This is a genomic window from Pseudomonas sp. NPDC089741 (assembly GCF_044748825.1).
In the GTDB taxonomy this organism is placed as follows: domain Bacteria; phylum Pseudomonadota; class Gammaproteobacteria; order Pseudomonadales; family Pseudomonadaceae; genus Aquipseudomonas; species Aquipseudomonas helmanticensis.
In genome coordinates, this window is record NZ_JBIVGT010000002.1 from 260,271 (window position 1) to 281,824 (window position 21,554).

Sequence of the window (21,554 nt, forward strand, 5' to 3'; positions counted from 1 at the left end):
GCCTGTGGAATAAATCCGGATGCGGTGCGTCTTGCTGATTCTTCCTACTTGCGGCCGATGGCCCTGGAGTTGTTCATGGTTGATCGCTCATCCCCCAATGCAGCCCCGCCCGGCGGGCCGCAGCGCCCGCCATTGAGCGCCGCGAGCCTGATTTTGCGTCTGAGCGGCATTGCCGTGGTCGTCGCTGCCGTCGCCGGGGCATTTGCCTACGTGCACGGTAACTTCGACCCACAACGTCTGACGCCAAAAGCGCTGGTCGATGTGCTGGAGAAAAACAACGGCGTGCATCCCGGGTTTCGTCGTAACCATGCCAAAGGCGTGTGCGTGATCGGCCATTTCGAGAGCAGTGGCGAGGCGCGGGTGTTTTCTTCCGCGCAAGTGTTCAACGAACCGCGCACCCCGGTGGTCGGGCGATTCGCGTTGCCGGCGGGCAATCCTTATGCGCCGGACAGCGCCGTGCCGATTCGCAGTCTGGCGTTGCGTTTCACCCAGGCCAACGGGCAGCAATGGCGCACCGGGATGAACAGCATGCCGGTGTTCCCGGTCGGCACCCCCGAGGCGTTCTATCAGTTGCAGCAGGCGCAGTCGCCGGACCCGGCCACGGGCAAACCTGATCCAGCGAAAGTGCCGGCGTTCTTCGCTTCACACCCCGAAGCTGTGCCGTTTCTGACTTGGGTGAAGACCGCCAAGCCGTCGGCCAGTTATGCCACGGAAACCTACAACAGCATCAACGCGTTTTATCTGGTGGACGCCAGTGGCAAAAAGCAGGCCGTGCGCTGGAGCATGACGCCCTTGGCTGAAGATGCTGCGGGTGCCACCGCACCTGAAGGCGGCGATTTTCTCGAGAAGGATCTGGTGCAAAAGCTCGCCGCGGCACCGCTGCGCTTTCAGTTGAACATCACCCTGGCCAATCCCGACGATCCGGTCAACGATGCCAGTAAAATCTGGCCCGCCGGGCGCAAAGTGCTGAACGCCGGCACGCTGGTGCTAGAGAAAACCCAGCCGCAACTCAGCGGTGAGTGCCGCGACATCAACTACGATCCGTTGGTCCTGCCCTCGGGGATTCAAGGGACGGACGATCCATTGCTTGCCGCGCGTTCTGCCGGTTACGCCGATTCCTACCTGCGTCGCACCAGCGAAGTCAGCCAGTTGCCCGCCGCCAAACAGGAGGCTCGTCCATGAGAACCCAACCGACTCATTTCGTCCTGTTGGCGCGTTTGCTGCACTGGCTGATGGCGGTGATGATTATCGCCATGCTGTTTATCGGCGCGGGTATGGTCACCTCGGTCTCGTCGCGACATGAATGGCTGATTCATCTGCACAAACCGTTGGGCATTGCGATTCTGGCGCTGGTGATCGTGCGCCTGCTGGTGCGTTTGACCACTCGCCAGCCTCCGCTGCCGGCGGATCTGCCGGGCTGGCAGGTGATGGCGGCCAAGGCTTCGCACCTGTTGTTGTATGCGTTGATGCTGGTGTTGCCGCTGCTTGGCTGGGCAATGATCAGTGCCTCGGGCGAGCCGGTCATGCTCAGCGCCTCGTTGCAGTTGCCGTCGTTTGTGCCGGCCGATGCGCAACTGTTTGCGTTGCTGCGCAAGGCTCACGGTTATCTGGCGTATCTGCTGTTCCTGACGGTGTTGCTGCATCTGGCGGCGGCGTTGTTTCACGGCTGGGTACGCCGTGACGAGGTGCTCGACAGCATGTTGCGCGGCCGCGATCGCCGTTAACCCGACGGGCTGGCGCATTGCGCAGGTGCGCCACTTTTCAGGGTTAGCCACCAATACCCCAGCGCGACGGCGTTGATGCCTGCACCCAGCAGGCACACGCCGTTCCAGCCCGCCCAGGCGTACATGGCGGTCGAGGCAATTGAACCGCCAGCGCTGCCGATCGAATAAAACAGCATGTAACCGGCGGTGAGGCGGCTTTGCGCCTCGGGGCGCACGCTGTAGATCATGCTTTGGCTGGTGACGTGCACCGCTTGCAGGCCCAGATCCAGAGTGATCACGCCAAGCAGCAAGGCCCACAGCGAGGATTGGGTCAGCGCGATGGGCAGCCACGACGCGAGCATCAGCAACAGCGAAAGGCCGCTGACCCACTGACCAAGCCCGCGATCGGCGAGATATCCGGCACGCGCGGCGGCCAGTGCGCCGACGGCACCCGCGAGGCCGAATAGACCGATTTCGCTGTGCGAAAGTGACAGCGGTGGGGCGGCCAACGGCAACACCATGGGCGTCCACAGCACCATGGCGCTGGCGAATGTCAGCAGAGCAAGTATCGCGCGTTGGCGCAGCAGCGCTTCCTGCCTGAACAGGCTGAATACCGAGGCGATCAACGCTCCATAAGTGGTGGTTGGCTGCGGTTGTTCATCCTTGGGCAATACGCTGAACAGCAGCAATGCCATCAGCAAAGTCAGCCCGGCCGAGAGCAAGTAGATCGCCTGCCAACCGGCCACATCAGCCATTGCTCCGGCGGCCGTGCGCGCCAGCAAGATGCCGACGACGATCCCGCTGGTCACCACGCCGACCACCCGACCGCGTTGCGCCGGGTCGGCCAGCGTTGCCGCATAAGCCACCAGCACTTGCGTCACCACGGCGAGCAAGCCGGTCAGTGTCATGCCCAGCAGCAGCCAGGCGCTGTTCGGTGCCCAGGCGATCATCAGCAACGCCACGACCGAGAGCAGGCTTTGCGTAACGATCAGTCGGCGCCGGTTAAGCAGATCCCCGAGCGGCACCAGCAGCACCAAGCCAATGCCGTAACCCACCTGCGTCAGGGTGATGACGATGCCGATACCGGCCGGCGACATCGCAAAAGCCTCAGCCATGGCGTCTAGCAAAGGCTGCGCGTAATAGACATTTCCCACCGCCAGGCCACACGCCACGGCGAAGAGCAGCACCACGCTGCTGGTTATCGATTGATGTTGCATGCCCGGCGTCCTTTTTAGGTTTCAAAATAAAACCAGATTAACGGTACGGGTTGTGGTTTTAATTTGCAACCTGATTGCGCGAGCCTCTGAATTGCACAAAGCAAAAGATCGCAGACAAGCTGCGATCTTTTGGTGTGGCGGGAGGAGGGGATCAGCGCAGGGTATCGACCATGTCAGCGATGGTGGTCAGCACGTCCTTGCCCAATTGTTTCGAGCGTTTGCCTGACCAGCCGGTTTCTTTATCAGGATGGTCGTCGTGATCCTTGAACGGCATTTCCAGGGTCAGCGCCAGGCAGTCGTACTTCTGGCCAACGCTGTTGCAGGCCAGGGTCATGTTGGCCTGACCCGGTTCGTCGCGGGTGTAGCCGTATTTGGTCTGGAAGTCTTTGGTGGTGTGTTTCAAGTGGCTGCGGAAATGCTCTTCGAGTTTCTCCAGCCGCGGTGTGTAACCCGGGTTGCCTTCGCAACCGGCAGTGAAGACGTGGGGGATTTCTTCGTCGCCGTGTACGTCGAGGAACAGATCGACGCCGTACTTTTCCATTTGCTGCTGTACGAAAAGTACCTCAGGGCTGACTTCCTGACTGGCGCTCTGCCAGGCGCGGTTCAAGTCCTGGCCCATCGCATTGGTGCGCAGGTGACCATGGAAAGCGCCGTCCGGGTTCATGTTCGGCACCAGATACAGATCGGCACTGGCCAGGAGTTTGTTGAGTACCGGGTCGTCGTGTTTTTCCAGACGCTCGATCACGCCTTCCATGAACCATTCGGCCATGTGTTCGCCCGGATGCTGTTGGGCGATGATCCAGACCTTACGCTGACCTTCGGCACCGCTGCCTTTGCGCAGCAGCTGAATGTCGCGGCCCTCGACGCTTTTACCGGTGGCCAGCAGTTCGGTGCCGGCCTTGCTCAGTGCCTGCTCGATCAGCCAGTCATGGCGACCACGGCTGTAGGGTTCGAAGTAGGCAAACCAGGCGTGGGTCTGCGTGGCTTCGAGACTAAAACGCAGGCAGTCGCCTTCGAAAATCGTCGGTACACGGAACCAGTTGACGTGATCGTAGGAGGCCACGGCTTGATAACCGGTCCAGGCTTTGTTGTAGGAGGACTGACTGGCATTGTTCAGGCGAAACCAGTGTTCCTGGCCGACATGCAAGCCGCTGGCCTTGAAGTGGAACCACTGGAAATGGGCGCTGCGCGTGTCCGGGCGAATGGCCAGAACCGGGCTGAGCGGGTTACTGATATCAATGACTTGGATGTTGCCGCTGTCAAAATTGGCGCTGATGTCGAACGAAGATTTAGCCACGGTCATATCGGTTCCTGATCAGGATTGTTATGGCCGATACTTTACACAAGATTGGGCTGAAACCGAGGGGAATTGCGGGGTTGTGGCGGGGGGCGTCCTCCATGACGCGGATGCAGCTTAGTGGCTGTGCGATTGATTCTCAAGTGCTATTTGTCATTAGTTTGCCCCAATGTGGCCGGGCTCGGCTTGCCAACCGATATTCTTTTGATATTATCCGCGCCATCGAATTTGCAGCACCTAAAGACTTCATTAGCCTGAAGCCATAAGCCCGAAAAACGGGCAAAAAAAGACCCGGCAAAAAGCCGGGTCAAAAACCGTGATTAGCCTGATGAGGAGATAGTCCAGAAGACCGACCTAAGGTCTCTGGTCCATCGACTGATCTCGCGACCAGTTGCTTGCAATAATAATCATTATCATTTGCAAGTCAAATGTTTTTATCTGCGCGATGGGGAAATTCTTTCCCGTCCGTCCTTATTGTTGTTCCTCAGATTTCTTCGCCGTCGATCGAATGGTCGACCATCGCCCGCGCCATATCCACCATATGCACCACCGAAAATGCCAGATCGCGACTAGCGCCCTGCAGGTTTTCTGCGGCCTTGCACGCAGTGGCGGCTGCGCAGCGCAACAGATCCGACGCGTGCACGAGGGCTTCTTCGCCGCTGACATGACGATTGACGTCGAAGAAACGCTCATCAACCTCAGGTTCTGACACAGCTGGTTTCAAGTAATAGTCCAGTGCTCGCTGGGCCGCGGCATTACCTTGGGGCGAGGTGAATGTGGTGTCCATTTGCAGCTCGGGCAAGTCTTTGCTGGTGATATCCATGATGAGTGGTCACTCCTTGTTTGATTGAAAATCCGTGCTTGCAGCATAGTACGATGCGTAGTTGTGACCAGAATTTAAATACTACAATATGTGTTTTGCCGGCCAAAGGCGTCCGGGTAAGGTGCCGCACATGGATAAATGGATTGAGTTGGTCAAGGCCAAGATGAGTGAACTCAAAATCACTCAAACAGAGCTCGGAGAGCGCGTCGGCATGTCCCAAGGCGGGATCGGCCATTGGCTGAACAAACGTCGCGAACCCGGTGTCACGGAAATGAACCGCGTCTTGCAGGCGCTGGGCATGGATTTCCTTGAAGTGGTGCTGGTGATCCGTGAGCCGCCGCTGACACCCGACGACGAAATGCCGCTGGCGCAGAAGTACAACCCGTACTTCCGCTACCCGGTCAGCAATTGGCACACGCCGTGCGAAGTGCGCGAGAGCGGGCAGCCTGCCTACACTCCGGCAACCGATAAACAGCGTTTTGAACTGACGGATTACCACGCCCGAGGCGCGGCGTTCTGGCTGACAGTCACGGGCAATTCGATGACGGCGCCAAGTGGCCAGAGCATCGCCGAAGGCATGCTGATTCTGGTCGATCCGGAAGTGGAGGCAGTGCCCGGCAAACTGGTTATCGCCCAGTGGCAGGACAGCGAGGAAGCGATATTTCGCAAGCTCGACGAAGAGGGCGGCCAGCGTTACCTGGTGCCGCTCAATCCGACCTGGCCGAAAACCCTGTTCACCGATGAGTGTCGAATCATCGGTGTTGTGATGCAGGCAACGGCGCGTTACTAGTCAGATCGATCCTCGTCAGGCGCAGGATCGATCCTCACATCACACAGCTTCCAATTCAACCAAAGCGCTGCCTTCGCTAACCATTTCGCCTTCCTGGCAATACAGCGCTTTGATCACCCCGGCGTGGGGCGCGCGGATACTGTGTTCCATCTTCATCGCTTCCAGTACCACCAGTTGCGCGCCGGCCTCGACCGTTTGGCCGGCCTCGACCAGCACCCGAACGATGCTGCCATTCATCGGTGCAGTCAGACCGCCCTGGTGACTGTGGCTGGCTTCGACGGCGCTAATCGGGTCGTATGTGGCGATCCGGCGCAACTCACCTTCCCACTGTAGATACAACGAATCACCCTGACGAATCGCCCGCAGAGAGCGACGCACACCGTTCTGTTCGACAACAAACTGCTCGCCGGACAATGTGCCAGTGCTTCCCGCAGCCAACGTCAGCGCCCGATCCTGTCCTTCGCAACTCAGGTGCAAGGTGATTTCCGGTGGCAGCCCCGCGCGTAATCCGCTACTCGCTGCCCACGGTGAATTCGGGTCGTCTGCCCGCGCACCTTTCGGCAAACTCTGGGCAAACGCCTGGCCCGCCGCCTGCCAGAAGGCATCGCTCAACTCACCCGGAGCGGGGAGTAATTGTTCCTGATAACGCGGAATGAACCCGGTATCCAGCTCCGCTGCCGCAAACGCCGGATGCGCGATAATCCGCCGCAGAAAGTTGATGTTGGTTTTCAGCCCACCAATCGCGAACGCGTCGAGCATGCTCAACAGGCGCAGGCGTGCCTGTTCACGATCCTCACCCCAGGCTATCAACTTGCCGAGCATCGGGTCGTAAAACGGCGAAATTTCATCGCCTTCTTCGACCCCGCTATCGACCCGACGCCCCGGCCCTTCAGCCGACTCGCGATACAAGTCCAGACGTCCGGCGGCTGGCAGAAAATCATTCGACGGATCTTCGGCATACAAGCGCACTTCAATCGCATGGCCAATCAGCGGCACTTGTTCCTGAGTGATCGGCAGCGCTTCGCCACGGGCCACACGGATCTGCCAGGCAACCAGATCGAGACCGGTGATGGCCTCGGTCACCGGGTGCTCGACCTGCAAGCGGGTGTTCATCTCCATGAAGAAGAATTCGCCCCGGGCGTCGAGCAGAAACTCCACGGTACCCGCGCCGACATAACCGATCGCCTGCGCCGAACGCACGGCGGCTTCGCCCATCGCGCGACGCAACTCAACCGACAAACCCGGAGCCGGAGCTTCCTCGACGACTTTTTGATGCCGACGCTGGATCGAGCAATCACGTTCGTTGAGGTACAGACAATGGCCATGCTGGTCGGCGAACACCTGGATTTCCACGTGACGCGGCTTGAGCAGGTATTTCTCTACCAGCATGCGCGAATCGCCGAACGATGATTGCGCTTCCCGCTGCGCCGAGGCGAGGGCTTCGGCCAGTTGGCTGACCTCCTCGACGACTTTCATGCCTTTGCCTCCGCCGCCGGCAGTCGCCTTGAGCAACACCGGATAACCGATGCGCTCGCAGGCAGCGCGGAAGGTCACCAGATCCTGCGCTTCGCCGTGATAGCCCGGCACCAGCGGCACGCCGGCGGTTTCCATCAGGGCTTTGGCGGCGGACTTGCTGCCCATCGCGTCAATGGCCGAAGCGGGTGGGCCGAGGAAGATCAGCCCGGCCGCTTCGATGGCGCGCGCGAATCCGGCGTTCTCCGACAGAAAACCATAACCCGGGTGAATTGCCTGCGCGCCGCTGGCCTTGGCTGCCGCGATCAATTTGTCGATTTGCAGGTAACTCTCGGCCGCTTTGCTGCCGCCCAGATCAACACGAATATCCGCTTCACGACTGTGCCGCGCGTCGCGGTCAGTGGCGCTGTGCACGGCGACAGTGGTCAGGCCCAGCGCTTTCGCGGTGCGCATCACGCGGCAAGCGATTTCGCCACGGTTGGCCACCAGCAAGGTGGTGAGAACAGGTGCGCTCATCAACGCGACTCCTTGGTGGTGGGTGCGGCTTGCCAGCTCGGCGGACGTTTTTGCAGAAAGGCGCGCAAGCCTTCCTGACCTTCAGGACTGACGCGGATGCGCGCGATGGCGTTTTCGGTGTAGCGGCGCAGCGCCGGTGTCAGTGCGCCGTTGCCGACTTCACGCAACAAGTCTTTGCTGGAGCGCATGGCGGCGGGGCTGTTGAGCAGCAGATTGTTGATCCATTGTTCGACTTGCTCATCCAGTTCGGCAGGCGGATAGCTGTCTGACAACAAACCGATTTCGCGTGCGCGCTGACCGCCAAAACGTTCAGCGGTCAGTGCATAACGCCGCGCTGCGCGTTCGCCAATGGCTTGCACCACGAACGGACTGATCACCGCTGGCGCCAGACCAATGCGCACTTCCGACAGGCAGAATTGCGCGTCATCGGCGCCAATCGCCATGTCGCAGCAACTGATCAGCCCCAGCGCGCCACCGAACGCTGCGCCTTGCACCACGGCCACGGTGGGGATTTTCAGTTTGGCGAGGTTGTACATCAGCTCGGCCAGTTCGCGGGCGTCGTCGAGGTTGGTGTGGTAATCGAGTTCGGCCGATTGCTGCATCCACGCCAGATCGGCGCCGGCGCTGAAGTGCTTGCCGCGCCCGCGCACCAGCAGGAAACGCAGGCTGGCGTCGCTGGCAACCTGGTCGAGGGCGAGGATCAGTTCGCGGATCATCTCGGCGTTGAATGCGTTGTTCTTTTCTGGGCGGTTGAGCCACAGCGTCGCGAAACCCCGTGGGTCGCTGTGCAGTTCGAGAGTGTTGAAGTCGCTCATGAGATTCTCCCGATCACATCCGGAACACGCCGAAGCGGCTCGGTTCGATTGGCGCGTTCAACGACGCGGACAAGGCCAGGGCCAGCACATCGCGGGTTTGCGCGGGGTCGATGACGCCGTCGTCCCACAGCCGTGCGCTGGAATAGTAGGGATGACCCTGCTCTTCGTATTGGTCGAGGATCGGCTGCTTGATCTCGGCTTCCTGCTCGGCACTGAACGCCTGACCGCTGCGTTCAGCCTGCTCGCGTTTGACCTGCACCAGCACGCCGGCCGCCTGTTCGGCGCCCATCACGCCAATCCGCGCGTTCGGCCACATCCACAGGAATCGCGGGTCGTAAGCACGACCGCACATGCCGTAGTTACCGGCGCCAAAACTGCCGCCGATGATCACGGTAAATTTTGGCACCTTGGCGCAAGCTACCGCCGTTACGAGTTTTGCGCCGTGTTTGGCGATGCCGCCGGCCTCGTATTTCTGGCCGACCATGAAACCGGTAATGTTCTGTAAAAACAGTAGCGGAATGCCGCGCTGGCAGGCCAGTTCGATGAAGTGCGCGCCTTTCTGCGCGGCTTCGGCGAAGAGGATGCCGTTGTTCGCCAGTATCGCGATCGGGTAACCGTGCAGATGGGCGAAACCGCAGACCAGCGTGGTGCCGAACAGCGCCTTGAACTCATCGAACACTGAGCCGTCGACCAGTCGCGCAATCACTTCGCGCACGTCGAACGGTTGCTTGGCGTCGGCGCAAACCACGCCGTACAACTCGTCGCTGGCGTACAGCGGCGCAATCGGCGTGCGCTGCTGCACGTCGCCGAGTTTGCGCCAGTTGAGGTTGGCAACGCTGCGGCGGGCGAGGGCGAGGGCGTGTTCGTCGCTCTCGGCGTAATGGTCGGCGACCCCGGAAATCTTGCAGTGCACATCGGCACCGCCCAAGTCCTCGGCGCTGACCACTTCACCGGTCGCGGCTTTTACCAGCGGCGGGCCGGCGAGGAAAATCGTCGCCTGATTGCGCACCATGATCGCTTCGTCCGCCATCGCCGGCACGTAAGCGCCACCAGCGGTGCACGAACCCATGACCACAGCGATTTGCGGAATGCCCATCGCACTCATGTTGGCCTGGTTGAAGAAGATCCGCCCGAAGTGCTCGCGATCCGGAAACACTTCATCCTGACGCGGCAGGTTGGCACCACCGGAGTCGACCAGATAGATGCACGGCAGACGATTCTGCTGCGCGATGGTTTGTGCGCGCAGGTGTTTCTTCACGGTCAGCGGGTAGTACGAACCACCCTTAACCGTTGCGTCGTTGGCGACGATCATGCACTCGACGCCTTCGACCCGGCCGATCCCGGCAATCACGCCAGCGGCGGGCACGTCTTCACCGTAAACGGCGTGGGCGGCCAGTTGACTGATTTCCAGAAACGGCGAACCTGGATCTAGCAAGCGATTAATGCGCTCACGCGGCAGCAATTTGCCCCGTGAGGTGTGGCGTTCCTGGGCTTTCGCGCCGCCACCCTGTGCCACTTGGGCGAGCAGGGTGTGCAGGGCGTCGACCTGTTTGAGCATCGCCGCGCTGTTGGCGGCGAACTCTGCAGAGCGAGGATTGAGCTGTGTATGCAGAATCATGGCTTACTCCGTAAGCAGCTACGAGTTGCAAGCTTGGAGCGGCAAGTTGAGGCTGTTCTCTTGCAGCCTGAAACTTGCAGCTCGCAGCTGACGAAATTCATTTCGTTTCGTTGAAGAGTTCGCGACCGATCAGCATGCGACGGATCTCACTGGTGCCAGCGCCGATTTCGTACAGCTTGGCGTCGCGCAGCAGACGGCCCGCCGGGAATTCGTTGATGTAACCGTTACCGCCGAGAATCTGGATCGCGTCGAGGGCCATTTGTGTGGCGCGCTCTGCGGTGTAGAGGATTACGCCGGCGGCATCTTTACGGGTGGTTTCGCCACGTTCGCAGGCCTGCGCAACCGCATAAAGGTAGGCGCGGCTGGCGTTGAGTTGGGTGTACATGTCGGCGACTTTGCCCTGGATCAGCTGGAACTCACCGATGCTCTGGCCGAACTGTTTGCGGTCGTGGATGTACGGCACGATCAGGTCCATGCACGACTGCATGATCCCGGTCGGGCCGCCTGACAGCACGACGCGCTCGTAATCGAGGCCGCTCATCAGCACTTTGACGCCGCCATTGAGCACGCCGAGGATGTTTTCTTCCGGCACTTCGACGTCATCGAAGAACAACTCGCAAGTGTTGGAGCCGCGCATGCCGAGCTTGTCGAACTTGTTGCTGCGGCTGAAGCCTTTCCAGTCGCGCTCGACGATGAACGCGGTGATGCCGTGCGGACCTTTTTCCAGATCGGTCTTGGCGTAGATCACGTAAGTGTTGGCGTCAGGGCCATTGGTGATCCAGGTTTTGCTGCCGTTGAGGACGAAACGGTCGCCGCGCTTGTCGGCCCGCAGTTTCATCGAGACCACGTCGGAACCGGCGTTCGGCTCGCTCATCGCCAGCGCGCCGACGTGTTCGCCGCTGATCAGCTTCGGCAGATACTTGTTTTTCTGTTCGTGGTTGCCGTTACGGTTGATCTGATTGACGCAGAGGTTGGAATGCGCGCCATAGGACAGCGCCACCGAAGCCGAGCCACGGCTGATTTCTTCCATCGCCACGACGTGCGCCAGATAACCCAGGCCCGCGCCGCCGTACTCTTCCGGCACGGTAATGCCGAGCAGGCCCATGTCACCGAATTTGCCCCACATGTCGGCGGGGAACAGGTTGTCGCTGTCGATCTGCGCGGCGCGCGGAGCGATCTCCTTGGCGACAAAGGACTGAACCTGATCGCGCAGCATGTCGATGGTTTCACCGAGGGCGAAGTTCAGGGATGGATAGCTCATGGGTCACCTTTTGGCTTTTTTGTAGGGTGGGGAGGGCGGTTACTCGGCTCTCACCTTTACGTTAACGTAAGCCTGTGACGAATGGCTGTCAATCACCCTTTACGTTAACGTCAACTTCAGCGAGAGTAGGGGCAGTTCAAGATTGAAAGCGGACTGCTTTTTTGTGGGAGCGGGCTTGTGTGGCGAGGGGATTTATCCCCGTTCGGCTGCGAAGCAGTCGTGAAATCTGTAAATCTGATTTGTCTGGAGATATGCAGGGGCGGCTTCGCCACCCATCGGGGATAAATCCCCTCGCCACAGTTGGCTCCCACAAAAAGTGTAATTCGGTAAACCCACTAATAAAGACAATAGGGGTCGTCATGGATCAACCCAGTGCAAACCCGCAGCGCAGCTACACCCGTGGTTCCCAGGACAAAGCCTTGCTGGCGCTGACCATCGGGCAGAAATTCGATCAGACCGTCGCGCAATTCCCCGACAGCGAAGCGCTTGTCGTGCGCCATCAGCAACTGCGCTATTCGTGGCGACAACTGGCCGACGCGGTGGATCTCCATGCCAGAGCCTTGCTCGCCCTGGGGTTGCAGGCTGGCGACCGCCTCGGTATCTGGGCGCCGAACTGCGCGCAGTGGTGCATCACTCAATTCGCCACGGCGAAAATCGGCGTGATCCTGGTCAACGTCAATCCGGCCTACCGCAGTTCCGAACTCGAATACGTACTCAAGCAATCCGGCTGCCAATGGCTGGTCTGCGCTGGCGCATTCAAGTCGTCGAACTACCACGGCATGTTGCAAGGATTGGTGCCAGAACTGGCCGAACAATCCATTGGTCAATTGCGCAGTGAACGTCTGCCGGACTTGCGCGGGGTGATCAGCCTCGACGCTCAACCGCCTTCAGGTTTCCTGCCATGGTCACAACTGACCGACATGGCCGCCAGCGTTACCGCAGAACAACTCAGCGAACGCAGCGACAGCCTGCACTTCGATCAACCGGTGAACATCCAGTACACCTCCGGCACCACCGGTTTTCCCAAGGGCGCGACCCTCAGCCACTACAACATCCTCAATAACGGTTACATGGTCGGCGAAAGCATCGGCCTGACTCCGACCGATCGCCTGGTGATCCCGGTGCCGCTGTACCACTGCTTCGGCATGGTCATGGGCAACCTCGGCTGCATCACCCACGGCAGCACGATGATTTACCCCAACGATGCGTTCGATCCGTTGCTGACCCTGCAAACCGTCGCCGAAGAAAAAGCCACCGGGCTCTACGGCGTGCCGACCATGTTCATTGCCATGCTCGACCAGCCGCAACGCGCCGAATTCGATCTGTCGAGCCTGCGCACCGGGATCATGGCCGGCGCCACCTGCCCGATCGAAGTGATGCGCCGGGTCATCAGCGAGATGCACATGAGTGAAGTACAGATCGCTTACGGCATGACCGAAACCAGTCCGGTGTCGCTGCAAACCGGCCCCAACGACGAGTTGGAATTACGCGTGACCACCGTCGGTCGCACCCAGCCGCAACTGGAAAGCAAGATCATCGACGAGGCCGGCAACCTCGTGCCGCGCGGCACCATCGGCGAACTGTGCACCCGTGGTTACAGCGTGATGCTCGGCTATTGGCAAAACCCGCAAGCCACCGCTGAAGCTATCGATGAGGCTGGCTGGATGCACACCGGCGACCTGGCGAGCATGAACGAGGAGGGTTACGTCAACATCGCCGGGCGTAACAAGGACATGATCATTCGCGGCGGCGAGAACGTTTATCCGCGCGAGCTGGAAGAGTTTTTCTTCACTCATCCGGCGGTGGCGGACGTGCAGGTGATCGGCATTCCGTGCTCGCGTTACGGTGAGGAGATTGTCGCCTGGATCAAATTTCATCCCGGCCACAACGCTTCGGAACTGGAACTGCAAACCTGGTGCAAGGAGCGCATCGCGCACTTCAAGACGCCACGGCACTTCAAGTTCGTCGAAGAGTTTCCGATGACGGTGACGGGCAAGATCCAGAAATTCAGGATGCGTGAAATCAGCATCGAGGAACTGAAAACGGTGCGGTGAAGATCAAAAGATCGCAGCCTGCGGCAGCTCCTACAGGGGATCGGTGTAGGAGCTGCCGCAGGCTGCGATCTTTTAAAAAGAGGAATCGCAGAAAGCACAAAGGGGAGCCGAGGCTCCCCTTTAATTTTGTCGTCGCGTGCTCTTTTTTATTATTGAGGGTCGGTCTGTTGTTGTTTTTGGCAACCGTGGCCCTTTACCGCTGTTTTTGGCGACCCCCATCCGGGGTCAAGAGCAAACGTATTTTTTTGAGCGCTGATCTGCTTTCTCGTTAAACGATCCAACCGATTCGGGAGCTACCTGAAGGTAGTTTTATTGTTCTCTGCCCGGTTGCGGGTCACTCCTGAGAGCACCCTGAAAAGCACACCTTCTCCAAAAAAATCTGTTAGCTGCGTCTCTGCCGTGTTGTTTTTGTTATGTCAGAGTCGTTACGTCTTATTTTTATTGGTTTGCTGCTTTTTATTCTTGTTATGCCATAGAGATAGCAGAAGCCGTGCCAACTTTTAAAAACCCTTATAAATCAATAAGATATAAATTATGAGGATTTTTCGTTCAGACGAAACCAGACAATTTGTTTCCGTGTTACTCGCTTAAACCCACATTTCAGACACAGCGGTAACACCTTCCCCCCTCACTGTGCGCTGCGAGCCTTGGCCACGCGCGAACCGCTTGGGCGACCGAGCACCGCGCTGATCTGCTGACCCGCGACAATCAAGGCGTCCAGGTCGATTCCGCTCTCGATGCCGAGGCCGTTGAGCAGGTATACGACGTCTTCGGTGGCAACGTTACCGCTCGCACCTTTGGCGTACGGGCAGCCGCCGAGGCCCGCGATAGAGCTGTCGAACACTGAAATGCCTTCGAGCAGGCTGGCGTAGATGTTGGCCATGGCCTGGCCATAGGTGTCGTGGAAATGCCCGGCGAGTTTTTCCCGTGGCACTTGCGCTGAAACCACTTCGAACAGGCGGCGGGTGGCGCCTGCGGTGCCGGTGCCGATGGTGTCGCCCAAGGAAACTTCGTAGCAGCCCATCGCATACAACTCGCGCGCGACCATGGCCACTTGCTCCGGCGCGACCGTGCCTTCGTACGGGCAACCGAGCACGCACGACACGTAACCGCGCACGGTAACGCCGTGGTGTTTTGCCGCTTCCATGATCGGCGCAAAACGCGCCAGGCTTTCACTGATCGAGCAGTTGATGTTGCGCTGCGAGAACGCTTCGGACGCAGCGGCGAACACCGCGACTTCCTTGACCCCGGCAGCGATCGCATCTTCAAAGCCGCGCAGGTTCGGTGCCAGCGCACCGTAGGTCACGCCAGGCTTGCGCTGGATCTGCGCGAACACTTCGGCAGAACCGGCCATTTGCGGCACCCATTTGGGCGAGACGAAACTGCCGACTTCGATATAGCCAAGCCCGGCCGCGCTCAGCGCGTCGACCAGTTGCACCTTGTCAGCGACGCTGATCGGTTGGGCTTCGTTCTGCAGGCCGTCGCGCGGGCCGACTTCGATCAGGCGTACTTGGGAGGGGAGGGACATGGGCTGACCTGCTCTTTTGAATTCGTGGAGATCTTTTGTAGGAGTGAGCCTGCTCGCGATAGCGGTGTGTCAGTCGAACAAATATTATCTGACACGCCGCTATCGCGAGCAGGCTCACTCCTACAGGGGATTTGTGTTGTTTGTCAGATCGCCTGCTGGCTCTTGAGCGTCTGCTCCAGCGCCTGCACGCAGCGCTCTTCGGCGGTATCGAGTTCCAGCTTCATCTGTTCGATATCCAGCAACTGCTGTTCCAACTGCTCGCGGCGTTCAGTGATTTTCGCCAACATGCTATTGAGCTGCTTGGTGTTACCGCTGGACGGGTCGTAGAGCTCGATCAGTTCGCGGCATTCGGCCAAGGAGAAACCGATGCGCTTGCCCCGCAGGATCAGCTTCAGGCTGACCTTGTCGCGTGGCGAATAGATGCGTTCCTGGCCACGGCGCTCAGGGCTGAGCAGGCCTTGTTCTTCATAAAAACGGATCGCCCGGGTGGTGATGTCGAGCTCGCGGGCGAGGTCGGAAATGCTGTAGGTCTGGCTGCTCATGGGCGCGCTCGGAAAAAGGTCTTGGCGCTAAGCTAATGGCAGGTTGACGTTTACGTCAAGCAAGAAAAAGATCGCAGCCTGCGGCAGCTCCTACACCGATCCATGTAGGAGCTGCCGCAGGCTGCGATCTTTTGATCTTTCCTCAAACCACCTGCTTATCCAGCTTCTTCTCCTGTGCCGTCACCTGCTGGCACAACTCGATCATCTGCTCGCGCATCCAGCGATTTGCCGGGTCCTGATCGGTGCTCTCATGCCAATACAGATGCGTCTCCACCGGCGGCACATCATTCACCGGCAGATTAAACGCCTGCAGCTCATGTCGCCGGGCAAAACGCTCCGGCACGGTCATGACCATGTCCGTCTGCTGCATCACCTGCGACGCCATCAAATAATGCTGCGAACGCAGGGCGATCTTGCGCTGAATGCCCATCTTGCCCAACGCCAGATCGACATACCCCAGGCCACTGCGACGGCTGGAAATGTGGATATGCGTCAGGGACAGATAATCATCCAGCGAGAGCTTTTCCTTGCCCGCCATCGGATGCCCTTTGCGCATCGCACAGACGTAACGGTCTTCCATCAGCTTGACGTGGCGCACCTGCGGGTCAGTGTTGAGCGGCGCATCCACGGCAAAATCGAGGCGCCCGGCGGCCAGTTCCTTGGTGGTCTCGCGACGTTTCGACAGGAAACTTTCGATGATCACTGTCGGCGCCAGGCGGCGCAGGCGCTGGAACAATGGCGGCAGAATCACCGCCTCGGTGAGGTCGGTCATGCTGATGCGGTAGGTCTTGACCGCTTGCGCCGGGTTGAAAATGCGACTTTCCTGAACTGACACGCGCAGCAGTGACAGCGCATTGCGCACCGGGCCGATGATGTTCTGCGCCATCGGCGTCGGCACCATGCCCTGAGCCGTGCGCACGAACAGCGGATCGTTGAAGGTCTCGCGCAACCGTGCCAATGCGTTGGACACCGCCGGCTGGGTGATGCCGACAATCTGCCCGGCGCGGGTCAGGTTGGCTTCGGTGTAGATCGCGTCGAAGACGATGAAAAGGTTGAGGTCGACCTTACTCAGATTCATAACGCGTTTCTCTTGTTTTAGGGGGCTGGCAATCAGCCGATCATATATCGGTGATGAATGTTTATACACGCCGAGAATAGGCTAGGTAAATTATCAACGCTGTTCTAGCATCGATTGCATGACTTAAACAACCTCCGCCAAAGAACTGCCTTAACCATCGGGAGCTGCTCATGGATTTCGCTTATTCGCCCAAGGTGCAAGAACTGCGTGAGCGCGTGACCGCGTTCATGGACGCTTACGTTTACCCGGCCGAAGCCGTATTCGAACGCCAGGTTGCCGAAGGCGATCGCTGGCAGCCGACGGCGATCATGGAAGAGCTCAAAGCCCGCGCCAAGGCCGAAGGCCTGTGGAATCTGTTCCTGCCGGAATCGGAACTCGGCGCCGGCCTGAGCAACCTTGAATACGCACCATTGGCGGAAATCATGGGCCGCTCACTGCTCGGGCCAGAGCCGTTCAACTGCTCGGCGCCGGACACCGGCAACATGGAAGTGTTGGTGCGCTACGCCAACGAAGAACAGAAACAGCGCTGGCTCGAACCGTTGCTGCGCGGCGAGATCCGTTCGGCGTTCGCCATGACCGAACCGGACGTGGCTTCCTCCGACGCCACCAACATGGCCGCCCGTGCGGTGCGTGATGGCGACGAGTGGGTGATCAACGGCAAAAAATGGTGGACCTCCGGCGCCTGCGATCCACGTTGCAAGATCCTCATCTTCATGGGCCTGAGCAATCCCGATGCACCGCGCCACGCCCAGCATTCGATGATCCTCGTGCCGGTCGACACCCCCGGGGTGAAAATCGTCCGACCGCTGCCGGTGTTCGGTTACGACGACGCACCGCACGGTCACGCTGAAGTGCTGTTCGACAACGTGCGGGTGCCGTACGAAAACGTCTTGCTCGGTGAAGGACGCGGCTTCGAAATCGCTCAGGGGCGTCTCGGCCCAGGGCGAATTCACCACTGCATGCGTTCGGTCGGCATGGCGGAGCGTGCGCTGGAATTGATGTGCAAACGCTCGGTGAGCCGCACTGCATTCGGCAAGCCGCTGGCACGCCTGGGCGGTAACGTCGACAAGATCGCCGACTCGCGGATGGAAATTGACATGGCGCGCCTGCTGACTTTGAAAGCGGCGTACATGATGGACACCGTCGGTAACAAAGTGGCGAAGAGCGAGATCGCACAGATCAAGGTCGTCGCGCCGAACGTAGCGCTACGCGTGATCGACCGGGCGATTCAGATGCATGGCGGGGCAGGGGTGTCGAACGATTTCCCGCTGGCTTATATGTATGCGATGCAACGGACATTGCGTCTGGCCGATGGCCCGGACGAAGTGCACCGTGCGGCGATTGGCAAGTTTGAGATCGGCAAATATGTGCCGAAGGAAATGCTGCGTAGCGAACGCTGATCCACCTGATCGTTCCCACGCTCTGCGTGGGAATGCGTCCCGTGACGCTCCGCGTCACAGTGGACGCGGAGCATCCATGGCGGCGTTACCACGCGGAGCGTGGGAACGATCTGCATCAACATCAGGCTCAATACACCCAAACCTCAACCCGCCGATTCTTGATCCGCCCCTCATCCGCGCTATTGGTCGCCACCGGCATCAACGCACCAAAGCCGCGCACCTCACGCAACACCACACCGCTCTTCACCAACTCGCGCCGCACCGCCATGGCCCGCAGTTTCGACAGCAGATCCGCGCGCGCCGGGTCGTCCTTGGCATCACCAAAACCCACCAGCGTCACCGCACGTTCGCTCTTGTCATGGCGCTTTATATAGTCGAGCACCCGCGCCAGATCCTGACGCGCCTTGTTGTCCAGGCTCGCGCTGCCTTCTTCAAACCGGAAATTGACTGTCAGACGCTGGGCGTGACGGCTGAGGGATTGATAACCCTCGGGCATCAGCGCATTCGGCGCGACCGTCATGGCGTGCACGGTCTGGCTGACAAAACCATTGGCCGCGACGATCGCCTGACCCTGACGGCTTTGCGCAAACGTCACCAACGCCTGCGCCCACGGGTTTTTGCTGTCCGGCGGCAGATAGAAGAACAAACGTCGGGACAATGGATAGTCTTCGGTCGCGATCAGGCTGTTGAGCGGCAGCATCGATTGCGACGCGCCATCGGCAATCGCCACGGCTTTGGCCTGACGCACATACGGCAAACCAATGAAGCCGATGCCCTGCGGATCGCTACTCACCGCGTCGGATAACTGCTCGCTGGATTCAAAACGTTTTGCGGCGCTACCGAGAATTTTCCCACGACGACTGAGGACCAATTCCTTAAACGTGTCGTAGGTGCCCGACTGATCATCGCGCGCATACAAATGAATTGCGCCGCCACGCCCGCCGAGGTCTTCCCAGCTTTTTACTTCGCCGGCGAAGACCCTCGCCAGTTGCTCGGTGTCGAGTTGCTGCAACGGATTATCGGGATGCAGGATGATCGCCAGGCCATCGATGGCGATGACTTGCTCAGCGGCGGAGCTTTTCAGATCGCCCAGTGATTGCAGGGTCTGCAACTCACTGTCCTTGATCTCGCGAGAGGACGCGGCCAGATCGGCGCTGGCGTTTTTCAACGCGGTGAAACCGGTGCTGGAGCCGTGGGCGGCGACTTCGACGACCACGCGTTTGCCTTCGTGGGTCTGGCCGACGATGCGCAATTCGTTGGCGGTGTCCGGGGTTTCGCGGTGGATTTTCAGCAGACCCTGTTCTTGCAACAGGCCTTCGACCAGCGCCGGGCCGAGTTCGGCGCCGATGGTGTTGGAACCTTGAATGCGCAGCGCCGGGCCGTTTTCGGGAAGGGGCAGGGCAGCGGCAGAGACCGTCAGCCATGCACTCAAGAGAAACACGCAGAGAACACGCAGGGTCATGCCGGCACCGAATCAAGCGAAGGGGATTGCCGGGGAGATTAAGTCAGAAGCATGACCAAAAGATGACAGATCAAAAGATCGCAGCCTTCGGCAGCTCCTACAGGGGGAACGCATTTCAAATGTAGGAGCTGCCGAAGGCTGCGATCTTTTGATCTTGGCTGATATCAGCTGAGTTCAAGCCAGATCGGCGCATGGTCAGAAGGCTTTTCCATCCCACGCAATTCATAGTCCACACCCGCCGCCTTCACCCGCGGCAACAAACCGTGCGACGCCAGAATCACATCAATGCGCAGCCCGCGCTTCGGCTCATCCTCAAAACCACGGCTGCGGTAGTCGAACCAGCTGAACATGTCGGTCACGTCCGGGTTCAGGTGGCGATAACTGTCAGTCAGGCCCCAGTTCTTCAAGCGTGCCATCCACTCGCGTTCTTCCGGCAGGAAGCTGCATTTGCCGGTTTTCAGCCAGCGCTTCATGTTGTCCGGGCCGATGCCGATGTCGCAGTCTTCCGGGGAAATGTTCACATCGCCCATCACCACCACGGGCTGTTCGTTGTGGAACTGGCTTTCCAGCAGCGTTTGCAGATCGCTGTAGAAACGCTGCTTGGCCGGGAACTTGGTCGGATGGTCGCGGCTTTCACCTTGTGGGAAATAGCCGTTCATGATCGTCACCGGCAGGCCATTGGCGTCGGCGAAGGTGCCCCAGATGAAACGACGCTGAGCGTCTTCTTCATCGGTGGCGAAACCTTTGTGGATGGCGATCGGCTCCTGGCGCGAAAGCATGGCCACGCCGTAATGGCCTTTCTGGCCGTGGAAATATACGTGGTAGCCGAGGGCGCGGACTTCTTCCAGCGGGAACTGGTCGTCGTGGACCTTGGTTTCCTGCAGGCCGATGACGTCCGGCTGATGTTTTTCGATCAGCGCTGCCAGCTGATGCGGACGGGCGCGCAGTCCGTTGATGTTGAAGGAAACGATCTTCATGGTCGGCAGTCCTGGCAAAAGGGCGATGCTAGCTGACAGGGGGGAAATGGGCCAGTGTGGGAGAAATCATTTTGGCCAGTGGGATTTGTAGTGTCTGCAATGGCGCCATCGCGAGCAGGCTCACTCCTACAGGGGAACGCATTCCAAATGTAGGAGTGAGCCTGCTCGCGATAGCGTCCGCCCGGTCGATGAAGATCCAAGGTTGGTCTATACCTGTGGGGAACTGTCCCACCGCCAACAGGTTCGTACCAACAAGAGCGCCGCCATTTGCACGCGCCCCGGGGAGAATCACCGTCATGCCTGAAACCCAGACCGCCATCGCCGACATTCACATGCTTGACCGTGGCTACTCGCGTGAAGCGCGTTCCTTGCTGTATCAGGCCTATCGCCACGAGCCGACCTTCGGCTACCTGTTCGAAGCCGAGCGTCCCGGTTACGAGCAACGCGTGCGCGCCACGGTACGCGAACTGGTCAAACAGCATTTTCTCCAGGACTTGCCCGCGATCGGCCTGCTGGTCAACGACCGTCTGATCGGCATCGCCCTGATCGCGCCGCCGCAACGCCGTTTGGGCATCACCGAAAGTTGGGCATGGCGCCTGCGCATGGTGCTCAGCACCGGTTTTCGCTGCACCCGCCGTTATCTCGAATACCACGATGCAGTCGCCGCCTGCGTGCCGACCGATTCGGTGCACATGCTGCCGCTGCTGGGGATTCACCCACAGTTCCAGGGCAAGCACTTTGGCGAGCAACTGTTGACCGCCGTACACAACTGGTGCGCGGTGGATGAAACCTCGCAAGGCGTGGTGCTCGACACCGGCAACCCGCGTTACCTGGAATTCTATAAAAGGCAGGGTTACGAAGAGATCGGCGAAGTTGCCGTCGGCCCGGTGCGTGAACACGTATTTTTCCACGCCAATCCGCAGGTGTTACAAACTGCAACAGCATGACAATGAAACTTCTTGGGAAATTTCCTGTTCTATCACGCTCCCAAGCCCGTGAT

18 protein-coding genes are annotated in these 21,554 nt (G+C 59.5%); 6 read left to right on the forward strand and 12 right to left on the reverse strand.

What is annotated here, in order from left to right; all coding sequences use genetic code 11:
* Positions 1-75 precede the first annotated feature (75 nt).
* Together ACIPZE_RS03330 and ACIPZE_RS03335 are read left to right on the forward strand one after the other, a co-directional pair.
* Complete coding sequence (locus ACIPZE_RS03330) at positions 76-1,182, forward strand: catalase family peroxidase (RefSeq protein ID WP_283436960.1); 1,107 nt, start codon at positions 76-78, stop codon at positions 1,180-1,182.
* On the forward strand, positions 1,179-1,724 hold the full coding sequence (locus ACIPZE_RS03335; protein ID WP_283436959.1) for a cytochrome b: 546 nt from the start codon (positions 1,179-1,181) through the stop codon (positions 1,722-1,724). Before ACIPZE_RS03330 ends, ACIPZE_RS03335 begins: the two co-directional genes overlap by 4 nt.
* On the opposite strand, the gene ACIPZE_RS03340 is transcribed toward ACIPZE_RS03335, so the two are convergent.
* From ACIPZE_RS03340 to ACIPZE_RS03350, 3 genes are all read right to left on the reverse strand, one after another.
* On the reverse strand, positions 1,721-2,920 hold the full coding sequence (locus tag ACIPZE_RS03340) for an MFS transporter (RefSeq protein ID WP_400771353.1): 1,200 nt from the start codon (positions 2,918-2,920) through the stop codon (positions 1,721-1,723). The genes ACIPZE_RS03335 and ACIPZE_RS03340 overlap by 4 nt on opposite strands.
* A gap of 151 nt (positions 2,921-3,071) precedes the next feature.
* On the reverse strand, positions 3,072-4,223 hold the full coding sequence (locus ACIPZE_RS03345) for a M14-type cytosolic carboxypeptidase (RefSeq protein WP_283436957.1): 1,152 nt from the start codon (positions 4,221-4,223) through the stop codon (positions 3,072-3,074).
* Positions 4,224-4,701: 478 nt separating this feature from the next.
* A complete protein-coding gene (locus ACIPZE_RS03350) occupies positions 4,702-5,040 on the reverse strand; it encodes a DUF6124 family protein (protein ID WP_283436956.1) in 339 nt (112 codons plus the stop codon).
* A 130-nt stretch (positions 5,041-5,170) separates the two neighbouring features.
* Between ACIPZE_RS03350 and ACIPZE_RS03355 the strand changes: the two genes are divergently transcribed.
* On the forward strand, positions 5,171-5,830 hold the full coding sequence (locus ACIPZE_RS03355; protein WP_283436955.1) for a LexA family transcriptional regulator: 660 nt from the start codon (positions 5,171-5,173) through the stop codon (positions 5,828-5,830).
* A 39-nt stretch (positions 5,831-5,869) separates the two neighbouring features.
* On the opposite strand, the gene ACIPZE_RS03360 is transcribed toward ACIPZE_RS03355, so the two are convergent.
* From ACIPZE_RS03360 to ACIPZE_RS03375, 4 genes are all read right to left on the reverse strand, one after another.
* Positions 5,870-7,819 (reverse strand): acetyl/propionyl/methylcrotonyl-CoA carboxylase subunit alpha, encoded by a 1,950-nt coding sequence (locus tag ACIPZE_RS03360; RefSeq protein WP_400771358.1) that lies wholly within the window; start codon positions 7,817-7,819, stop codon positions 5,870-5,872.
* Positions 7,819-8,634, reverse strand: coding sequence for a gamma-carboxygeranoyl-CoA hydratase (locus ACIPZE_RS03365; protein WP_400771360.1), 816 nt, complete (start codon positions 8,632-8,634; stop codon positions 7,819-7,821). Before ACIPZE_RS03365 ends, ACIPZE_RS03360 begins: the two co-directional genes overlap by 1 nt.
* Positions 8,635-8,647: 13 nt before the next feature.
* On the reverse strand, positions 8,648-10,252 hold the full coding sequence (locus ACIPZE_RS03370; protein ID WP_283436952.1) for a carboxyl transferase domain-containing protein: 1,605 nt from the start codon (positions 10,250-10,252) through the stop codon (positions 8,648-8,650).
* A gap of 97 nt (positions 10,253-10,349) precedes the next feature.
* A complete protein-coding gene (locus ACIPZE_RS03375; RefSeq protein WP_400771363.1) occupies positions 10,350-11,513 on the reverse strand; it encodes an isovaleryl-CoA dehydrogenase in 1,164 nt (387 codons plus the stop codon).
* A gap of 359 nt (positions 11,514-11,872) precedes the next feature.
* On the opposite strand from ACIPZE_RS03375, the gene ACIPZE_RS03380 reads away from it, so the two are divergent.
* Positions 11,873-13,567, forward strand: a complete 1,695-nt coding sequence (locus ACIPZE_RS03380; RefSeq protein WP_400771365.1) for an AMP-binding protein — start codon at positions 11,873-11,875, stop codon at positions 13,565-13,567.
* 628 nt (positions 13,568-14,195) lie between these two features.
* Here ACIPZE_RS03380 and ACIPZE_RS03385 read toward each other — a convergent pair.
* The 3 genes from ACIPZE_RS03385 to ACIPZE_RS03395 all read right to left on the reverse strand — a co-directional run bounded on the left by ACIPZE_RS03385 (position 14,196) and on the right by ACIPZE_RS03395 (position 16,715).
* Positions 14,196-15,095, reverse strand: a complete 900-nt coding sequence (locus tag ACIPZE_RS03385) for a hydroxymethylglutaryl-CoA lyase (RefSeq protein ID WP_400771368.1) — start codon at positions 15,093-15,095, stop codon at positions 14,196-14,198.
* Positions 15,096-15,238: 143 nt separating this feature from the next.
* A complete protein-coding gene (locus ACIPZE_RS03390; RefSeq protein WP_007917234.1) occupies positions 15,239-15,637 on the reverse strand; it encodes a MerR family DNA-binding transcriptional regulator in 399 nt (132 codons plus the stop codon).
* Between the two features lie 142 nt (positions 15,638-15,779).
* Entirely contained in the window at positions 15,780-16,715 is a 936-nt protein-coding gene (locus ACIPZE_RS03395; protein ID WP_007917233.1) for a LysR family transcriptional regulator, read from the reverse strand.
* 170 nt (positions 16,716-16,885) lie between these two features.
* Between ACIPZE_RS03395 and ACIPZE_RS03400 the strand changes: the two genes are divergently transcribed.
* A complete protein-coding gene (locus tag ACIPZE_RS03400) occupies positions 16,886-18,115 on the forward strand; it encodes an acyl-CoA dehydrogenase (RefSeq protein ID WP_283436949.1) in 1,230 nt (409 codons plus the stop codon).
* 127 nt (positions 18,116-18,242) lie between these two features.
* Here the strand turns inward: ACIPZE_RS03400 and ACIPZE_RS03405 are convergent, their stop codons facing one another.
* Together ACIPZE_RS03405 and xthA are read right to left on the reverse strand one after the other, a co-directional pair.
* The gene (locus tag ACIPZE_RS03405; protein ID WP_400771370.1) at positions 18,243-19,577 is read right to left on the reverse strand and encodes a substrate-binding domain-containing protein; all 1,335 of its coding nucleotides are present in this window, start codon (positions 19,575-19,577) and stop codon (positions 18,243-18,245) included.
* A gap of 164 nt (positions 19,578-19,741) precedes the next feature.
* Positions 19,742-20,554, reverse strand: a complete 813-nt coding sequence (xthA, locus tag ACIPZE_RS03410) for an exodeoxyribonuclease III (protein ID WP_283436947.1) — start codon at positions 20,552-20,554, stop codon at positions 19,742-19,744.
* 296 nt (positions 20,555-20,850) lie between these two features.
* Between xthA and ACIPZE_RS03415 the strand changes: the two genes are divergently transcribed.
* Positions 20,851-21,501: an N-acetyltransferase gene (locus ACIPZE_RS03415; RefSeq protein ID WP_283436946.1), complete on the forward strand. Its 651-nt coding sequence runs from the start codon at positions 20,851-20,853 to the stop codon at positions 21,499-21,501.
* The last annotated feature ends 53 nt before the right edge of the window (positions 21,502-21,554 follow it).